This window comes from Rhodococcus sp. NPDC003322 (assembly GCF_053589555.1).
The window spans coordinates 230,600-248,159 of the sequence record NZ_JBSFSC010000005.1; the positions used below are offsets into that span (position 1 = coordinate 230,600).

Here is a 17,560-nt window from a genome sequence, read left to right on the forward strand (position 1 = left end):
GGGCGGTCCGACCCGCCCACTACTCTGGTGGGCATGTCTGCCCCATTCCATTCCGCCCTGTTGGATGCGCTGTCGAAGCGCGTTGTCATCGGCGACGGTGCCATGGGGACGATGCTGCAAGCCGCGAACCTCACCCTCGCCGACTTCCGCGACCTCGAGGGCTGCAACGAGATCCTCAACGAAACCCGCCCCGACGTGCTGCGCGAGATCCACGCGGCGTACTTCGAGGCCGGTGCCGACGCCGTCGAGACCAACACCTTCGGCTGCAACCTGCCGAACCTCGCCGACTACGACATCGCGGACCGGATCAGGGATCTCTCCGAGCGCGGCACCCGCATCGCCCGTGACGTCGCCGACGAGATGGGGCCGGGCCGGGACGGCATGGCCCGGTTCGTGCTCGGGTCGATGGGACCCGGAACCAAGCTGCCGACCCTCGGCCACGCCCCGTTCGCGGTGCTGCGGGACGCCTACACCGAATCGGCCCTCGGCATGATCGACGGTGGTGCCGACGCGATCCTGGTGGAGACCTGCCAGGACCTGCTGCAGGTGAAGGCCGCGATCATCGGCAGCCAGCACGCGATGGACAAGGCCGGCCGCCGCATCCCGATCATCACCCACGTCACCGTCGAGACCACCGGGACGATGCTGCTCGGCTCCGAGATCGGTGCCGCGCTGACCGCCCTAGAACCGCTCGGCATCGACATGATCGGGCTGAACTGTGCCACCGGTCCGGACGAGATGAGCGAGCACCTGCGGCACCTGTCCAAGCACTCGCGGCTGCCGGTGTCGGTGATGCCGAACGCCGGGCTCCCGGTGCTCGGACCCAACGGCGCCGAGTACCCGCTGTCGGCGGAGGATCTGGCCGCGGCGCTCGCCGGGTTCGTCACCGAGTTCGGCCTCTCGCTGGTCGGCGGCTGCTGCGGCACCACCCCCGAGCACGTCCGCCAGGTCGCGGACGCGGTCCGGCAGGTCGAGCGGGCACAGCGCACGCCGCAGCCGGAGGACGGCACCTCGTCGCTGTACGCGTCGGTTCCGTTCGACCAGGACGCCTCGATCCTGATGATCGGTGAACGCACGAACTCCAACGGCTCCAAGGCGTTTCGCGAGGCGATGATCGCCGAGGACTACCAGAAGTGCATCGACATCGCGAAGGACCAGACGCGCGACGGCGCGCACATGCTCGACCTCAACGTCGACTACGTCGGTCGCGACGGGGCCGCGGACATGGCGGCACTGGCGAGCCGATTCGCGACGGCGTCGACGCTGCCGATCATGCTCGACTCCACCGAACCCGACGTGCTGCGCGCGGGCCTCGAACACCTCGGCGGCCGGTGCGCCGTCAACTCCGTCAACTACGAGGACGGTGACGGCCCGAACTCGCGGTACCAGCGGATCATGCGGCTGGTGAAGGAGCACGGCGCCGCGGTGGTCGCGTTGACGATCGACGAGGAGGGGCAGGCGCGCACCGCCGAACACAAGGTGCGCATCGCCGAGCGGCTCATCGAGGACATCACCACCACGTGGGGTCTGGCCGAGGCCGACATCATCATCGACGCGCTGACCTTCCCGATCTCCACCGGTCAGGAGGAGGTGCGGCGCGACGGCATCGAGACGATCGAGGCGATCCGCGAGATCAAGCGCAGACACCCGGAAGTGCACTTCACGCTCGGCATCTCGAACATCTCGTTCGGCCTCAACCCGGCCGCGCGGCAGGTGCTGAACTCGGTTTTCCTGCACGAGTGCACCGAGGCAGGCCTCGACACCGCGATCGTGCACGCGTCGAAGATCCTGCCGATGGCCCGGATCCCGGACGAGCAGCGCGAAACGGCGCTCGACCTGGTCTACGACCGCCGCCGCGACGGTTACGACCCGCTGCAGAGGCTGATGGAGCTGTTCGAGGGCGTTTCGGCGGCGTCGGCGCGCGCGTCCCGGGCCGAGGAGCTGGCCGCGCTGCCGCTGTTCGAGCGGCTCGAACGGCGCATCGTCGACGGCGAACGGGCGGGCCTCGACGCCGACCTCGACGCCGCCATGCTCGAGCGCCCGCCGCTCGAGATCATCAACGAGACCCTGCTGTCCGGCATGAAGACCGTCGGCGAGCTGTTCGGCTCCGGGCAGATGCAGCTGCCGTTCGTGCTGCAGTCCGCCGAGGTCATGAAGGCCGCGGTCGCGTACCTCGAACCGCACATGGAGGCCACCGACGAGGCGGGCAAGGGCCGGATCGTGCTCGCCACCGTCAAGGGCGACGTCCACGACATCGGCAAGAACCTCGTCGACATCATCCTGTCCAACAACGGCTACGAGGTCGTCAACATCGGCATCAAGCAGCCGATCGCGACCATCCTCGACGTCGCCCTCGACAAGCGCGCCGACGTCATCGGCATGTCGGGTCTGCTCGTGAAGTCGACCGTCGTGATGAAGGAGAACCTCGAGGAGCTCAACGCCAAGGGCGTCGCCGAGCAGTTCCCGGTGCTCCTCGGTGGCGCCGCGCTGACCCGGTCGTACGTCGAGAACGACCTCGCCGAGGTCTACCAGGGCGAGGTCTCGTACGCCCGCGACGCGTTCGAGGGCCTGCACCTGATGGACACCATCATGGCCACCAAGCGCGGCGAGGGTCCGGACCCGGACAGTCCGGAGGCGATCGCGGCCCGCGAGAAGGCCGCCGAACGCAAGGCCCGGCACGAGCGGTCGAAGCGGATCGCGGAGGCCCGCAAGGCCGCCGAGACGCCGGTCGAGGTGCCCGCGCGATCCGACGTCGCCGCCGACCTGCCGGTGCCGACACCGCCGTTCTGGGGTACCCGCATCGTCAAGGGCGTGGCACTGGCCGAGTATTCCGGCCTGCTCGACGAGCGCGCCCTGTTCCTCGGGCAGTGGGGTCTGCGCGGCCAGCGCGCCGGCGACGGACCCACCTACGAGGAGCTCGTGGAGACGGAGGGCCGTCCGCGGCTGCGGCACTGGCTGGACCGCCTCGCGACCGAGGGCATCCTCGCGCACGCCGCCGTGGTGTACGGCTACTTCCCGGCCGTGTCCGAGGGCGACGACGTCGTCGTGCTCGAGTCGCCCGATCCGGATGCGCAGGAGCGATACCGGTTCACGTTCCCGCGCCAGCAGCGGGACCGCTTCCTCTGCATCGCCGACTTCATCCGGTCCCGCGAGGATGCCCGCGCGTCCGGCCAGGTGGACGTGCTGCCGTTCCAGCTCGTCACCATGGGACAGCCCATCGCGGACTTCGCCAACGAGCTGTTCGCGGCGAACAACTACCGCGACTACCTCGAGGTGCACGGCATCGGCGTCCAGCTGACCGAGGCGCTCGCCGAGTACTGGCACCGGCGGGTCCGCGAGGAGCTGACCATGCCGGGCGGCGATGCGGTCGCCAACGAGGACCCGGCCGACGTGGAGGAGTTCTTCAAGCTCGGATACCGCGGCGCCCGTTACTCGTTCGGTTACGGCGCGTGCCCGGAGCTGGAGGACCGGCGCAAGATGGTCGAACTGCTCGAACCGGAGCGGATCGGGGTGACCCTGTCCGAGGAGCTGCAGCTGCACCCGGAGCAGTCCACCGACGCCTTCGTGCTCACGCACCCGGAGGCGAAGTACTTCAATGTCTGATATCGGCACCGCCGAGGTGTCTGGGCACTTGCAGGCCGTCCTGTGGGACATGGACGGCACGCTGCTGGAGTCGGAGAACCTCTGGGACATCGGTGTCCGGGAGCTGTCCGAGCACCTCGGCGGCACGATGTCCGAGGAGACCCGCGAGGCGACCATCGGATCCTCGACGCCGTTCGCGCTCGCGACGATCTTCGACTCGCTGGCACTGGAGAAGACCCCGGAGGCGTTGGCGCAGGCCAAGTCCTGGCTGTACGCGCGGATGGCGGAGATGTTCACCGCCGGACTGCCGTGGCGGCCGGGCGCACGGGAGGCCCTCGGTCTGGTCCGGTCGCTCGGACTCGGGTCGGCGCTGGTGACCAACACCGAGCGGGAGCTGTGCGAGTACGCCCTCGACACCCTGGGGCGCGGGCACTTCGACCACTCGGTGTGCGGCGACGAGGTCGCGGCGGGCAAACCGGATCCGGCACCGTACCTGCGGGCCGCCGAACTGCTCGGCCTCGAACCGGAACGGTGCCTGGCCGTGGAGGATTCGCCCACCGGCGCCGCGGCGGCCGAGGCCGCGGGCTGCACGGTGCTCGTGGTGCCGTCGCTGGTCGCGGTGCCCTCGGGTCCACGGCGGATGTTCCGGGACAGCCTCGTCGGCCTGGGTGGCGACGACCTGCACTCGCTGCACGCCCTCGTGACGGTCTAGGGCGGTGTCGATTCCGAAGATCGTCCTGTTCTACCGGTTCACGCCGCTCGCGGATCCGGAGGCGATCCGGCTGTGGCAGCACGCACTGGCCTCGGCGAACGGGCTCACCGGCCGAATCCTGGTGTCGGAGCACGGTATCAACGCGACGGTCGGCGGTGACGTCGCGGCGGTCAAGCGGTACGTCCGCGGCACCCGCGAGTACCCGCCGTTCGCCGACGCCGACATCAAATGGTCCGACGGAACCGGTGCCGACTTCCCCCGTCTGTCGGTGAAGGTGCGCCCGGAGATCGTCACGTTCGGTGCGGCGGACGAACTGCGGGTCGACGCGGACGGCGTCGTGGGCGGCGGCACCCACCTGTCTCCCCACGATCTGCACGATCTGGTCGATCGACGCGGCGACGATGTGGTGTTCTTCGACGGTCGCAATGCCTTCGAGGCCGAGATCGGCCGGTTCCGTGACGCGGTGGTTCCCGACGTCGCGACCACCCGCGATTTCGTGTCCGAACTCGAAAGCGGACGATACGACCACCTCAAGTCCAAGCCGGTCGTCACCTACTGCACCGGCGGCGTCCGGTGCGAGGTGCTCTCGGCGTTGATGCGGCGGCGCGGATTCGAGGAGGTCTACCAGCTCGACGGAGGGATCGTCCGCTACGCCGAGACCTTCGGCGACGACGGTCTGTGGGACGGATCGCTGTACGTGTTCGACGGCCGCAAGAAGGTCGAGTTCTCCGACCACACCGCGATTCTCGGCCGCTGCACGCGCTGCGGCGCGCCGACCTCGCGGCACGTCGACCACGGCACCGCCGAGGGACGCGCGCAGACCCTGCTCTGCGCGGCCTGCGTTCCGGACGACTGAGCGGCGATGACGCGCCGGCGGACGGCGACCCGTCCACCCCTGCCGTTGCGGGACGGCCTCGGCCCCGACCGGATCCGGGTGTCCGACGACCACCCGGCGCCGACGCTGGGTGCGTACCTGTCCGCCGTCGCGCCCGCGGACGACTGGGACGCCCGATTCGCCGCCGGCGAGGTCGTCGACCGGTCGGGCCGGCCGCTCGGACCCGACGATGCGTGTCGGCCCGGACAGTTCGTCCACTTCTATCGGGAGCCGCCCGCCGAGGAGCCGGTGCCGTTCGAGGTGGACGTGCTCCATCACGGTGACGGTCTGCTCGTCGTCGACAAACCGCACTTCCTGGCCACGATCCCGCGCGGACGACACATCCGCGAGTCCGTGGTGGTGCGGATGCGCCGCGAGTTGGACCTGCCGGATCTGGTGCCCGCTCATCGACTCGACCGGATGACTGCGGGCGTGCTCGTCTGCACGACCGATCCGGCGCTGCGCCGGCCCTATCAGCAACTGTTCGAGCAGCGCAGGGTGGTCAAGGAGTACGAGGCCCTGGCCGCGCACGCACCGGGCCGTGAGTTCCCGACCACGGTGCGCAGCCGCATCGACAAGCGACACGGGGAGCCGACGGCACGGGAAGTTCCCGGAGAACCGAACGCGCACACCGAGATCGACGAGATCGAGGTGCTCGGCGACCACGCCCGCTATCGGCTGCTGCCCACCACCGGACGTACCCACCAGCTGCGGCTGCACATGTGGTCACTTGGCCTGCCGATCCTCGGCGACGACTTCTACCCGGCACTGCGGGACCGGGAGCCCGGCGACTTCACCGATCCGCTGCGCCTGCTGGCCCGGAGCGTGCGGTACGACGACCCGGTCACCGGCGAAACACGCGTGTTCAGCAGTAGGAGGACGCTGTCCGTCGGCAGCGCCGTGGCAGGATCGCTGCCATGATCTCTCGTCTCGGCCGGGCCGTCGCGCTGGCCGCCGTCACCGCGCTGGCGGTGGCCGGATGCGCGGCCGGGGCCGGGCTGTCCGGGACCGGGGGACCCGACACCCTCACCGTGGCACTGACCGCGAAGCCCGACAATCTCGACTTCACCCGGACCGCGGGCGCGGCGATCCCGCAGGCGTTGCTGGACAACGTGTACGAGGGCCTCGTGCGGCTCGACGACTCCGGTGCGATCGTGCCACTGCTCGCGGACTCGTGGACCGTCAGCCCCGACCGCACCGTCTACGAGTTCGCCCTGCACCCGGACGTCTCGTTCAGCAACGGCGCCCCGTTCACCTCCGACGACGTGAAGTTCAGCATCGACCGGGTCAAGAGCGACTGGACTGCGAACACCCCGGGCGCGATGGCGGTCGTGGACCGGGTCGAGACCCCACGCCCGGACCTGGCGCGGGTCGTGCTCAGCCGGCCCAGCAACGAGTGGCTGTTCGCGATGACGGGACCGATCGGGGCGATGTTCAGCCCGACCGGAGTCGCCCAGCTGGCGAGCACCGCCATCGGAACCGGCCCGTACACCGTGTCCCGCTGGAATCCCGGTTCGGAGCTGCAGCTGAGCGTCAACCGCCGGTACTGGGGTCCGGAGCCCGCGATGAAGCAGGTCCGGCTGCGGTACTTCGCGGATGCGACCGCACAGGCCAACGCGCTGCGCAGCGGCGGCGTCGACGTGATCTTCGGGCTCGGTGCGCCGCAGCTGCTCGGTCAATTCACCGCCGATCCGCGATTCACCGTCAAACAGGGCACCACCAACGGCGAGGTGGTGCTGTCGATGAACGGCTCCGTCGCCCCGTTCGACGACATCCGGGTGCGGCGTGCGGTGATGTACGCCGTGGACCGGAAGGCGGTGCGCGACACCGCATACGCCGGCTACGGCGAACTGATCGGGTCGATGGTGCCGCCGACCGACCCCTGGTTCGAGGATCTGACCGGGGTGTACCCGTTCGATCCGGACCGGGCCCGTGCACTGCTCGCCGAGGCGGGGACGCCGAACCCGGCGGTGCGCTTCGACGTCCCCAACCTGCCGTACGCGACCGCGTCCGCGCAGGTCGTCGCCTCCCAGTTGCAGCAGGTCGGCTTCCGGGTGCAGATCAACCCGGTCGAGTTCCCCGCGGTCTGGCTGGACCAGGTGTTCACCCGGCACGACTATCAGATGTCGGTGATCCAGCACTCCGAGCCGCACGACATCGTCACCTTCGGCAATCCGAAGTTCTACTGGGGCTACGACAATCCCGCGGTGACCGCGCTGCTCGCGGAGGCCGACGCCGCCGACACCGCCGACCACGTGGCGAAGATGCGGCAGGTCGCCCGCACGATCACCGACGACGCCGCCGCCGACTGGCTGTTCCTGTTCCCGCTTCTCGTGGTGGCGGATTCGGATCTGACCGGCCTGCCGCGCAACGCCACCAGCCTGGCGATGGACCTGTCCCGGGTGCGGCGGGGGTAGGCGATGCTGGTGACCATCGCCCGCAGGCTGGGCATCTTCGCGCTGACCGCCGCCGTCGCGTCGGTGCTCGTCTTCGCGATGCTGGCCGTGCTCCCCGGCGACCCGGCGCGGATCGCGTTGGGGGTGCAGGCATCCGAGGAGGACGTCGCCAGGGAGCGGGTGGCGATGGGACTCGACGCACCGCTGCCCGAACGGTACGTGACCTGGGTGTGGGCGATGCTGCGCGGTGACATGGGGAACTCGTACCTGACCCGGCAGCCGGTCGGCCCGGAGATCCTGGACCGGCTGCAGGTGACGCTGTGGCTGGTCGGTGCGGGCATGGTCGTCGCGTTGCTGATCGCGCTGCCCCTCGGGGTCGCCGCGGCCGTGCGTGCGGGGAAGCCGGACGGGACGCTGATCGGCGGAATCAGTCAGGTGGGCATCGCGATCCCCGCGTTCCTCGCCGGAGTGCTCCTGTCGACGGTCTTCGCCGTCGAACTCGGGTGGCTGCCGTCCAGCGGCTGGCAGGCCCCGATCGAGGGCATCGGCGGGTTCCTGTCCTACCTGGCGCTGCCCGCGTTGGCGCTGGGACTCGTCCAGGGTTCCGTGCTGACCCGTTACGTGCGTTCCGCCATTCTCGACGAACTGGGGGAGGACTACCTGCGCACCGCGCGCGCGAAGGGGCTGACCCGCACGCGGGCACTGTTGCGGCACGGTCTGCGCAACGCCGCGGTCCCGGTGATCACGGTGGCAGGGGTGCAGTTGAGTGCGCTGCTGATCGGAGCCGTCGTGATCGAGCGGGTGTTCGTGGTCCCCGGGCTGGGCAGCCTGCTGCTCGACAAGGTGAGCCAGCGGGACATGGGTGCGGTGCAGTCCATCGTGATGGTGCTGGTGCTGATGGTGCTGCTGCTGAACGTGGTGGTGGACCTCCTCTACACGGTCATCGACCCCCGCTTGAGGAGTGGCACATGACGCGGCCCGCGGAGCGCAGCGGGAAACGGCGAGAGGCGCCGCGGATACCCGGCACCCTCGTCGTGGGTGGGGTGCTGGTCGCGTTGGTGGTGGTCGCGGCCGCGGTCTCGCTGGTGTGGACGCCCTTCGACCCGACCGTCGTCGACCCGTCCGCCCGGCTGCTGCCGCCGAACGGCTCGCACTGGCTCGGCACCGACGACTTCGGCCGCGACATCGTCAGCATCCTGCTGGTCGGTGCGCGCACGACGCTGCTGGTCGGCCTGGTCGCGGTCGCGGTGGCCGCCGTCATCGGGATTCCCCTCGGGGTGAGCGCCGGAATGAGGGCAGGCCCCGCCGACGAGATCCTGATGCGCGGCAACGACGTGCTGCTCGCCTTCCCCGCGCTGCTCCTCGCGATCATCTTCGCCGCGATCTGGGGCGGTTCGACGGTGACCGCGATGGTCGCGCTCGGCATCGGGGCCGCGCCGGGATTCGCGCGGGTCGCGCGCGCAGGCACCCGCCAGGTGATGGCGCAGGACTACATCCTCGCCGCGCGGGCCAGCGGCCGCAGCCGGGGTTCGATCGCGGCCCGGCACGTGCTGCCGAACATCTCGAGCGAGCTGATCGTGCAGGCGTCGGTGACGTTCGCGCTCGCCGTGCTCGCCGAGGCGGCGCTGTCGTACCTGGGGTTCGGGACCCCGCCGCCGACACCGTCGTGGGGCCGGATGCTGCAGGAGACGCAGCCGTACCTGTACCTGGAGCCGATGGTGATGCTGTGGCCGGGTCTGGCCATCGCGGTGACCGTGCTCGGCTTCAACCTGCTCGGCGACGGCCTGCGGGACCGTCTCGACCCCAAGGTGGCGCGATGACGGGGGTGGCGCGATGACCGCGCCGCTGCTGGAGGTGACCGGGCTCGGCGTCCGGGCCGGCGAGCGGACACTGCTTTCCGAAGTCGGCTTCCGGCTGGATGCGGGGGAGCGGCTCGGGCTGATCGGCGAGTCGGGCTCCGGGAAGTCGCTGACCGCCCTGAACCTGATGGGCCTGCTGCCGGACCAGCTGACCGCGTCCGGGTCGGTGCGTCTCGACGGCACCCCCGGCAACCTGCTCGACCTGTCCGAGCGGGAGTGGACGCGACTGCGCGGCGACGACGTCTCGATGGTCTTCCAGGAGCCGATGAGCGCGCTGAACCCGTTGATGCGGGTCGGCAACCAGGTCGGGGAGGTGCTGGCACTGCACCGTGGCAATTCGCGGCACGGCCGCGGCGACCTGAGCCGCCGAGCGCGCCGCGACGTGGTGCTCGACCTGCTGGCCGCGGTGAACCTGCCGGATCCCGCGCGGATCGCCCGGTCGTATCCGCACGAGTTGTCGGGCGGGCAGCGGCAACGCGTGCTGATCGCGATCGCCATGGCGAACCGGCCCCGGCTGCTGATCTGCGACGAGCCGTCCACCGCGCTCGACGTCACCGTGCAGGCCCAGATCCTCGACCTGATCGACACCACCGTCCGCGAGCACGACACCGCCCTGCTGCTGATCACCCACGACCTCGCGGTCGTGTCGCAACTGTGCGAACGGGTGCTCGTGATGCGCGACGGCGAGATCGTCGAGTCCGGCCCGATCGACGACGTGTTCGGCGATCCGGCGCATCCGTACACCCGGTCCCTGCTCGAGGCGTCCCGGCTCGGTCACGGGGAGTCCGCCGACACCGGCCACGCATCCGGGGCGGCGCCGGTCTTCAACGAGCAACCCGACCCGCTGATCTCGGTGCGCGGCCTCTCCCGCACCTACCGCGGGAGCCGCGAGTCGCTGTGGCGCAGGCCGGAACCCGTGCACGCACTGGCCGACGCGTCGTTCGACGTCGCGGCCGGGCAGCGTTTCGGGATCGTCGGCGAGTCCGGCAGTGGCAAGTCCACGCTGATCCGGTTGCTGTGCGCGCTGGACACCCCGACCGCCGGCTCCATCCGGGTCACGGGGCGGGAGATCGTCGGCGCGAGGGAACGTGACCTGAGCTTTCTGCGCCGGGATGTCTCGATCGTCTTCCAGGACCCGATGGGCTCCCTCGACCCGCGGATGCGGGTCGCCGACATCGTCGCCGAACCGCTCACCGACCGGACCGGTGCCGATGCCCTGGTGGCGGCCATGCTCACCGACGTCGGGCTGGACCCGGACGCCGCGCGGCGGTATCCGCACCAGTTCTCGGGCGGACAGCGGCAGCGGATCTCCATCGCCCGCGCCCTGATCACCCGGCCCCGGATCCTGATCGCCGACGAACCGGTCAGCGCACTCGACGTCTCGGTTCGCGCGCAGGTCCTCGACCTGCTTGCCGGGCTGGTCGCCGAGCACGATCTGACCCTGCTGCTCGTCTCCCACGACCTCGCGGTGATCCGCCACGTGTGCGACGTCGTCGCGGTCATGCATCGCGGCCGGATCGTCGAGTGCGGGCCCACCGAGGACGTCTACGAACGCCCACTCGATCCGTACACCCGGACGTTGATCGCGAGCGCTCCGACGCTCACCCGACCGGAAGGCTGAGTGCGCCAGCAGTGCCGGTCCGGCGCTGTGAAACAATTGCGACCCGTGAAGACCTTCGATTCGCTGTTCGCCGAGCTGTCCGACCGCGCCGTCACCCGTCCCGAGGGTTCCGGCACCGTGGCCGCGCTGGACGCCGGTGTCCATGCCCAGGGCAAGAAGGTGATCGAGGAGGCCGGCGAGGTGTGGATCGCCGCCGAGTACCAGAGCGACGAGGAGCTCTCGGAAGAGATCTCGCAGCTGCTGTACTGGGTGCAGGTCTTGATGATCGGCCGCGGACTGAAGCTCGAGGACGTCTACCGACATCTGTGAGTCGCCCCACCTCGACTCCCTGACACCCCTCGCCTTCGAAGGAAGGAACACCATGCTGCGCGTTGCAGTGCCCAACAAGGGCTCCCTGTCCGAATCCGCCGCCGAGATCCTCACCGAGGCCGGCTACCGCCGCCGCACCGACTCCCGCGACCTGACCGTCCTGGACCCGACCAACCAGGTGGAGTTCTTCTTCCTGCGGCCGAAGGACATCGCGATCTACGTCGGGTCCGGTGAACTGGACCTCGGCATCACCGGCCGTGACCTGGCCCTGGACTCGGGTGCTGCTGTCGCCGAACGACTTTCGCTCGGATTCGGCCGCTCCAGCTTCCGGTACGCGGCTCCTGCAGGCAAGACCTGGACGCCCGAGGACCTGGCCGGGCTGCGGATCGCGACCTCGTACCCGAACCTGGTGCGCGCCGACCTCGCGCGCCGCGGCGTCGACGCCACCGTCATCCGGCTCGACGGGGCCGTGGAGATCTCCATCCAGCTCGGTGTCGCGGACGCGATCGCGGACGTCGTCGGCTCCGGTCGCACCCTGCGCCAGCACAACCTCGTCGCGTTCGGCGAGTCGCTGTGCGACTCCGAGGGCGTGCTGATCGAGCGTGAGGGCTCCGACCAGGACGACAAGGCCCGCAACCAGCTGATCGCCCGCGTGCAGGGCGTCGTGCGTGCGCAGCAGTACGTGATGCTCGACTACGACTGCCCGCGGGCGAGGCTCGCCGAGGCGGTCGCCATCACCCCGGGTCTCGAGTCGCCGACGGTCGCGCCCCTCGCCGACGAGGAATGGGTGGCGATCCGGTCGATGGTGCCGCGCAAGGGCAGCAACGACGTGATGGACCGTCTCGCGGAGATCGGCGCCAAGGCGATTCTCGCGACCGACATCCGGACCTGCCGGGCGTTCTGACCCGAGCCGCTCGTGCACCGCGGCCCACCACGATGATTCGTGGTGGGCCGCGGTCGTCGTCCCGGGGATTGCGTCAGCGTGCCCGCACCTGCACGGTCTGTGTCACCCTGGCCACCGGGCCCGAATCGTCGTGCAGGACGCCGGACGACATCGCGACGCCGTCCGGGCCGTACGAGGTTTCCGCGGACACCCCGATCCAGTCCCCGTCCGGAACGCGGAACAGGTGCACGGTCACGTCCGTGTTCAGGAACGTCCACTCGGTTGGGTTGATCTTCGTCCCGACTCCGTTCGCGGTGTCCGCGATGAGGAACAACCGGTCGACGGGGTCGAGCGGTTCCCCGTCCACCAGATCGGGATGCGGCTTGCCCCAGGCGAGCCCGACACCGGGCGCACCGATCGGGGTCAGCCAGTTCCACTCCACCGAGTCGATGAAGCCGGTGCGCCAGAAGTGGCCCTCCGGCAGGGGCGGCGCATCCGCGGCGCGTGGTGGAATCGTCGGGTCGGCGGCATGTGCGATGGCGGTGGTGTCGGCCGTCTGCAGCCGCCAGCCGGTTCCTCGCGCGACGGCCCGCCAGGTGCCGTCCGGGCCGGCCGCGGACAGTTCGGCGACCACGAGTTCGATTCGGCGACCGGGACGTTCGATCCACGACCGCACCCGGATCTCCGTCAGCGGGATCGGTCCGAGGATCTCGATCACGACCCGTGTCAGCCGGGTGTCCGGCCGGGCGTCGCAGCGTCGCACCGCCCGCGCGAGCAGCGCCGACGGGGGAGAGCCGTGCTGCATGTCGTCGGACCAGGTGCTCAGGGTGTGCCCGGTGGGCTGGAAGCGCTCGGTGCCGTCCGGAAGTGGCTCCAGTGCAACAAAATAGGCCGAATCGTGCAGGGCGGCGTCAGTCACCGGCGAACTCCTCGTTGTCGAGCGGCCAGCCGGGATAGGGTGGCGGCGTGCCCCCGAAGACGGGGCAGTGCAGCTTATGATCGCAGAATCTGCACATGCGCCCCGGGCTGGGTTCGAACTCCCCGGTCGCGGCGGCGTCGAGGATGGCCCGCCACATCGCACTCAACGTCCGTTCGAATCGGCGCAACTCGTCGTGATCGGGTGTGTACGTGAGGATCTCGCCGCCGGTGAGGTACAGCAGGCGCAGCTGGGCGGCGACGACGCCACGGGTCTGCAGCAGCATCAGCGCGTAGAACTTCATCTGGAACAGGGCCTGCTGCTCGAATCCCTCCCGCGGCGCCCGGCCGGTCTTGTAGTCGACGATGCGCACCTCACCGGTCGGTGCGACGTCGATCCGGTCGACGAACCCGCGCAGCGGGACGCCGTCGTCGAGGTCCGTCTCGATCCGCAGCTCGCACGACTCCGGGTCGAAGGCCGTCGGATCCTCGAGCAGGTAGTAGTTCTCGACGATCCGGCGGGCGTCGTCGAGGAACCCGGACAGGTCGGCCTCCGGCACCACCTCGGCGGCGGTCGGGGTCTGCGCCAGCAGCCGGTCCCAGGCCGGCGCGACGAGGGAGACGGCGGCCGACCGGTCCCGCCGGGGTGCGGGTAGCGCGTAGAGCGCCTCCAGCACGGCGTGCACGAGCGTCCCCTTGACCTGGGCGGTCGTCCCGGTCTCCGGGAGCCGGTCGATGGCGCGGAAGCGGTACAGCAACGGGCACTGCCGGAAGTCGCCGGCCCGGGACGGTGACAGCGCGGGCCGGGACCCCTGCCGCGGTGCGGTCTGTCCGTCCGGCCGGGGTGCGGTCTGGCCGTCCGGCCGCGGTGCGGCCGGTTCGGTGGGGTGCGTCGTCGCGGGGCTGCTCACGCCTGGCAGGGTATGCCCCGGGCCCGACACCGCCGTCGGGGCCGGCGCCAGGGTCGCCGGACACAACAACAGAGGAGTTTGCGAGATGTCAGCGCTGCAGGGTCGACCGACGGGACCGTTCCGGGTCGGTGACCGCGTCCAGCTCACCGACGCGAAGGCACGTAAGTACACGGTCGTGCTCGAGCCGGGCAAGGAGTTCCACACCCATCGCGGCGGCATCCTGCACGACGACCTGATCGGCACCCCCGAGGGCAGCGTCGTCACCTCCACCAACGGCACGCCGTATCTGGCGTTGCGGCCGCTGCTGATCGACTACGTGCTGTCGATGCCGCGCGGTGCGCAGGTGATCTACCCGAAGGACGCCGCGCAGATCGTGCACGAGGGTGATGTGTTTCCCGGTGCGCGGGTGCTCGAGGCCGGAGCCGGCTCCGGCGCCCTGACCTGCTCGCTGCTGCGCGCGGTCGGCCCTGAGGGCAAGGTGCAGTCCTGGGAGGTGCGCGAGGACCACGCCGAGCACGCCGTGCGGAACGTGGAGACCTTCTTCGGCGGCCGCCCCGAGAACTGGGATCTGACCATCGGCGACCTCGCCGACTACGACTCCGACGTGCACGGTCAGGTCGATCGCGTCGTGCTCGACATGCTGGCGCCGTGGGACGTCCTGCCCGCGGTGTCCAAGGCACTCGTCCCCGGCGGTGTGCTGATCGTCTACGTCGCGACCGTCACACAGCTGTCGAAGGTCGTCGAGGCGATGCGGGAGCAGGAGTGCTGGACCGAGCCGCGGTCCTGGGAGTCGATCGTGCGCGGCTGGCACGTCGTCGGGCTGGCGGTCCGGCCCGAGCACCGGATGCAGGGCCACACGGCCTTCCTGGTGAGCGCCCGACGCCTCGCGGAGGGAACCGTCACCCCGAAGCCGCAGCGCCGACCCAGCAAGGGCTGACGCCCCGCGCGTGGATCTCCACCCCGGTCGGGGTGGAGATCCACGCACCGGCGGCGCGGGCGCCTACTTGACGCAGGCGAGCCGTCCCATGCCGAAGAGGGTGCAGGCGGCGTCGTCGGAGATCACCCAGGTGCCGTTCACCGAGTCGAAGGTGACGTCCGTCGGGGCACCGCCGTGCGGGCCGGCCATCGTTGCGGTCGCGGTGACGGTGTCACCGTCGACGGCGACCACCTTGGTGACCTCGGCGGTGAGCGGGTAGCCCTGCAGCACGCCGTTGAACTGCTCGACGACGGCAGCCTGCTCGCGGCCGTCCTCGATCAGTGCGATCTTGTCGGCCGCAGGCACCGCCGGGTCGAAGAAGGTGGCGAGGGTGGCCTGCAGTTCCTCGGACGTCGGGGTCGCGGCCGCGGCTGCGGCGCTGGTGGCGGCCGCGCCGGTGGTGACCGCGGCGGCCGAGGTGGTCGCGGTCGTGGTGTCGTCGGAGCCACACGCGGTGAGGCCGAGTGCGACGAGAACTGCTCCGGTGGCGATGAGTGACGTGCGGGTGATCACGGGTGACCCTTTCCTCGGCAAACGGCGGTGAATGTAGGTGAGGCTAACATGGGTTGGGAGGGGTCGAGTTCGGCCCGATTTCTCAGAGTGTGCGACGTCGCAAGTGTCGCAACACACTTTCGCCCGCACGGCGGTAGCGTTGGGGGATCGAACTGGGAGGAGTCGCACATGAGCGCAACAGAGAATCCGGACTCGCTGGCTGCCAGGGCGGAACTCGAGGCCCTCAAGCTCGAGGCCGCTGCACTTCGCCGACAACTTGCCCAGTCACCCGAGCAGGTGCGTGAACTCGAGTCACGGGTGGATTCCCTGTCGATCCGCAACTCGAAGCTCATGGACACGCTCAAGGAGGCGCGTCAGCAGCTGATCGCGCTGCGCGAGGAGGTCGACCGGCTCGGTCAGCCGCCGAGCGGGTACGGCGTGCTGATCCTCGCTCACGACGACCAGACGGTCGACGTGTTCACCTCCGGGCGCAAGATGCGGCTGACCTGTTCGCCGAACATCGACACCGAAGAGCTCAAGCCGGGACAGACGGTCCGGCTGAACGAGGCGTTGACGGTGGTCGAGGCGGGATCGTTCGAGCGGATCGGGGAGATCTGCGCCCTTCGCGAGGTCCTCGACGACGGGGAACGGGCACTGGTGGTCGGGCACGCCGACGAGGAGCGGGTCGTCTGGCTCGCGCATCCGCTGGCGGTGGCCGCGTCGGACACCACGCTGCACCCCGACGACGAGGACATCGACTCGCCGACCCGCAAGCTGCGGCCCGGCGATTCGCTGCTGGTCGACACGAAGGCCGGTTATGCGTTCGAACGGATCCCGAAGGCCGAGGTCGAGGACCTCGTGCTCGAGGAGGTCCCGGACGTCGACTACGGCGACATCGGCGGGCTGGGCCGTCAGATCGAGCAGATCCGGGACGCCGTGGAGCTGCCGTTCCTGCACAAGGATCTGTTCCACGAGTACGCGCTGCGGCCGCCGAAGGGTGTCCTGCTGTACGGCCCGCCGGGCTGCGGCAAGACGCTGATCGCCAAGGCCGTCGCCAACTCGCTCGCGAAGAAGATCGCGGAGGCCAGGGGACAGGATGCGAAGGACGCCAAGTCGTACTTCCTGAACATCAAGGGCCCCGAGCTGCTCAACAAGTTCGTCGGTGAGACCGAGCGTCACATCCGGATGATCTTCCAGCGTGCCAGGGAGAAGGCGTCCGAGGGCACCCCGGTGATCGTGTTCTTCGACGAGATGGACTCGATCTTCCGGACCCGCGGTTCGGGCGTCTCGTCCGACGTCGAGACCACCGTGGTGCCGCAGTTGCTCAGCGAGATCGACGGTGTGGAGGGGCTCGAGAACGTCATCGTGATCGGTGCGTCGAACCGCGAGGACATGATCGACCCCGCGATCCTTCGTCCCGGCCGGCTCGACGTGAAGATCAAGATCGAACGCCCGGACGCGGAGTCCGCGCAGGACATCTTCTCGAAGTACCTGACCGAGTCGCTGCCGGTGCACGCCGACGACCTGGCCGAGTTCCACGGAGACCGGGCGCTCTGCGTCAAGGCGATGATCGAGCGCGTCGTGGACCGGATGTACGCGGAGAGCGACGAGAACCGATTCCTGGAGGTCACCTACGCCAACGGGGACAAGGAGGTCCTGTACTTCAAGGACTTCAACTCGGGTGCGATGATCCAGAACATCGTGGACCGGTCGAAGAAGTACGCCATCAAGGCCGTGCTCGAGACCGGTGCCCCGGGCCTGCGGGTGCAGCACCTCTTCGACTCGATCGTCGACGAGTTCTCCGAGAACGAGGACCTGCCCAACACCACCAATCCCGATGACTGGGCACGGATCTCGGGCAAGAAGGGTGAGCGGATCGTCTACATCCGCACGCTGGTCACCGGCAAGAACGCCAGCGCCAGCCGCGCGATCGACACCGAGTCGAACACCGGTCAGTACCTGTAGTCACGGGTGCGGCGGTGGGGTGCAACGGGAATCCCGTTGCACCCCACCGCCGTCTGTGCCGCACG

15 protein-coding genes are annotated in these 17,560 nt (G+C 69.8%); 12 read left to right on the plus strand and 3 right to left on the minus strand.

Annotated features, from left to right (window positions below):
* The first annotated feature begins 33 nt into the window (after positions 1–33).
* From metH to hisG, 10 genes are read left to right on the plus strand one after another with little or no spacing between them, the layout of a single operon-like run.
* Positions 34–3,603 carry a methionine synthase gene (gene metH / locus ACWDUM_RS20435; protein ID WP_450135351.1) on the plus strand — a complete coding sequence of 1,190 codons (3,570 nt, stop codon included), beginning with the start codon at positions 34–36 and terminating at the stop codon, positions 3,601–3,603.
* Positions 3,596–4,294, plus strand: coding sequence for an HAD family hydrolase (locus ACWDUM_RS20440; protein WP_450135352.1), 699 nt, complete (start codon positions 3,596–3,598; stop codon positions 4,292–4,294). The genes metH and ACWDUM_RS20440 overlap by 8 nt, the downstream gene beginning before the upstream one ends.
* Before the next feature lie 4 nt (positions 4,295–4,298).
* The gene (gene trhO, locus ACWDUM_RS20445; RefSeq protein ID WP_450135353.1) at positions 4,299–5,150 is read left to right on the plus strand and encodes an oxygen-dependent tRNA uridine(34) hydroxylase TrhO; all 852 of its coding nucleotides are present in this window, start codon (positions 4,299–4,301) and stop codon (positions 5,148–5,150) included.
* 6 nt (positions 5,151–5,156) lie between these two features.
* Positions 5,157–6,089, plus strand: a complete 933-nt coding sequence (locus ACWDUM_RS20450) for a pseudouridine synthase (RefSeq protein ID WP_450135354.1) — start codon at positions 5,157–5,159, stop codon at positions 6,087–6,089.
* A complete protein-coding gene (locus tag ACWDUM_RS20455) occupies positions 6,086–7,585 on the plus strand; it encodes an ABC transporter substrate-binding protein (protein ID WP_450135355.1) in 1,500 nt (499 codons plus the stop codon). The genes ACWDUM_RS20450 and ACWDUM_RS20455 overlap by 4 nt, the downstream gene beginning before the upstream one ends.
* A gap of 3 nt (positions 7,586–7,588) precedes the next feature.
* A complete protein-coding gene (locus tag ACWDUM_RS20460) occupies positions 7,589–8,536 on the plus strand; it encodes an ABC transporter permease (RefSeq protein ID WP_450135356.1) in 948 nt (315 codons plus the stop codon).
* The gene (locus ACWDUM_RS20465) at positions 8,533–9,384 is read left to right on the plus strand and encodes an ABC transporter permease (RefSeq protein WP_450135357.1); all 852 of its coding nucleotides are present in this window, start codon (positions 8,533–8,535) and stop codon (positions 9,382–9,384) included. Before ACWDUM_RS20460 ends, ACWDUM_RS20465 begins: the two co-directional genes overlap by 4 nt.
* A 13-nt stretch (positions 9,385–9,397) precedes the next feature.
* On the plus strand, positions 9,398–11,044 hold the full coding sequence (locus ACWDUM_RS20470) for a dipeptide ABC transporter ATP-binding protein (RefSeq protein ID WP_450135358.1): 1,647 nt from the start codon (positions 9,398–9,400) through the stop codon (positions 11,042–11,044).
* A 45-nt stretch (positions 11,045–11,089) separates the two neighbouring features.
* Positions 11,090–11,353 (plus strand): phosphoribosyl-ATP diphosphatase, encoded by a 264-nt coding sequence (locus tag ACWDUM_RS20475; protein WP_450116689.1) that lies wholly within the window; start codon positions 11,090–11,092, stop codon positions 11,351–11,353.
* Positions 11,354–11,405: 52 nt separating this feature from the next.
* A complete protein-coding gene (hisG, locus tag ACWDUM_RS20480) occupies positions 11,406–12,257 on the plus strand; it encodes an ATP phosphoribosyltransferase (protein ID WP_450116690.1) in 852 nt (283 codons plus the stop codon).
* Positions 12,258–12,330: 73 nt separating this feature from the next.
* Here the strand turns inward: hisG and ACWDUM_RS20485 are convergent, their stop codons facing one another.
* On the minus strand, positions 12,331–13,140 hold the full coding sequence (locus tag ACWDUM_RS20485; RefSeq protein WP_450135677.1) for a thioesterase family protein: 810 nt from the start codon (positions 13,138–13,140) through the stop codon (positions 12,331–12,333).
* Positions 13,141–13,147: 7 nt separating this feature from the next.
* On the minus strand, positions 13,148–14,062 hold the full coding sequence (locus ACWDUM_RS20490; protein WP_450135359.1) for a RecB family exonuclease: 915 nt from the start codon (positions 14,060–14,062) through the stop codon (positions 13,148–13,150).
* An 85-nt stretch (positions 14,063–14,147) separates the two neighbouring features.
* Between ACWDUM_RS20490 and ACWDUM_RS20495 the strand changes: the two genes are divergently transcribed.
* Positions 14,148–14,999, plus strand: coding sequence for a tRNA (adenine-N1)-methyltransferase (locus ACWDUM_RS20495; protein WP_450116692.1), 852 nt, complete (start codon positions 14,148–14,150; stop codon positions 14,997–14,999).
* 63 nt (positions 15,000–15,062) lie between these two features.
* Here the strand turns inward: ACWDUM_RS20495 and ACWDUM_RS20500 are convergent, their stop codons facing one another.
* Positions 15,063–15,551, minus strand: a complete 489-nt coding sequence (locus ACWDUM_RS20500) for a nuclear transport factor 2 family protein (protein WP_450135360.1) — start codon at positions 15,549–15,551, stop codon at positions 15,063–15,065.
* Between the two features lie 168 nt (positions 15,552–15,719).
* Between ACWDUM_RS20500 and arc the strand changes: the two genes are divergently transcribed.
* Positions 15,720–17,495, plus strand: coding sequence for a proteasome ATPase (gene arc / locus ACWDUM_RS20505; RefSeq protein ID WP_450135361.1), 1,776 nt, complete (start codon positions 15,720–15,722; stop codon positions 17,493–17,495).
* Positions 17,496–17,560 lie beyond the last annotated feature (65 nt).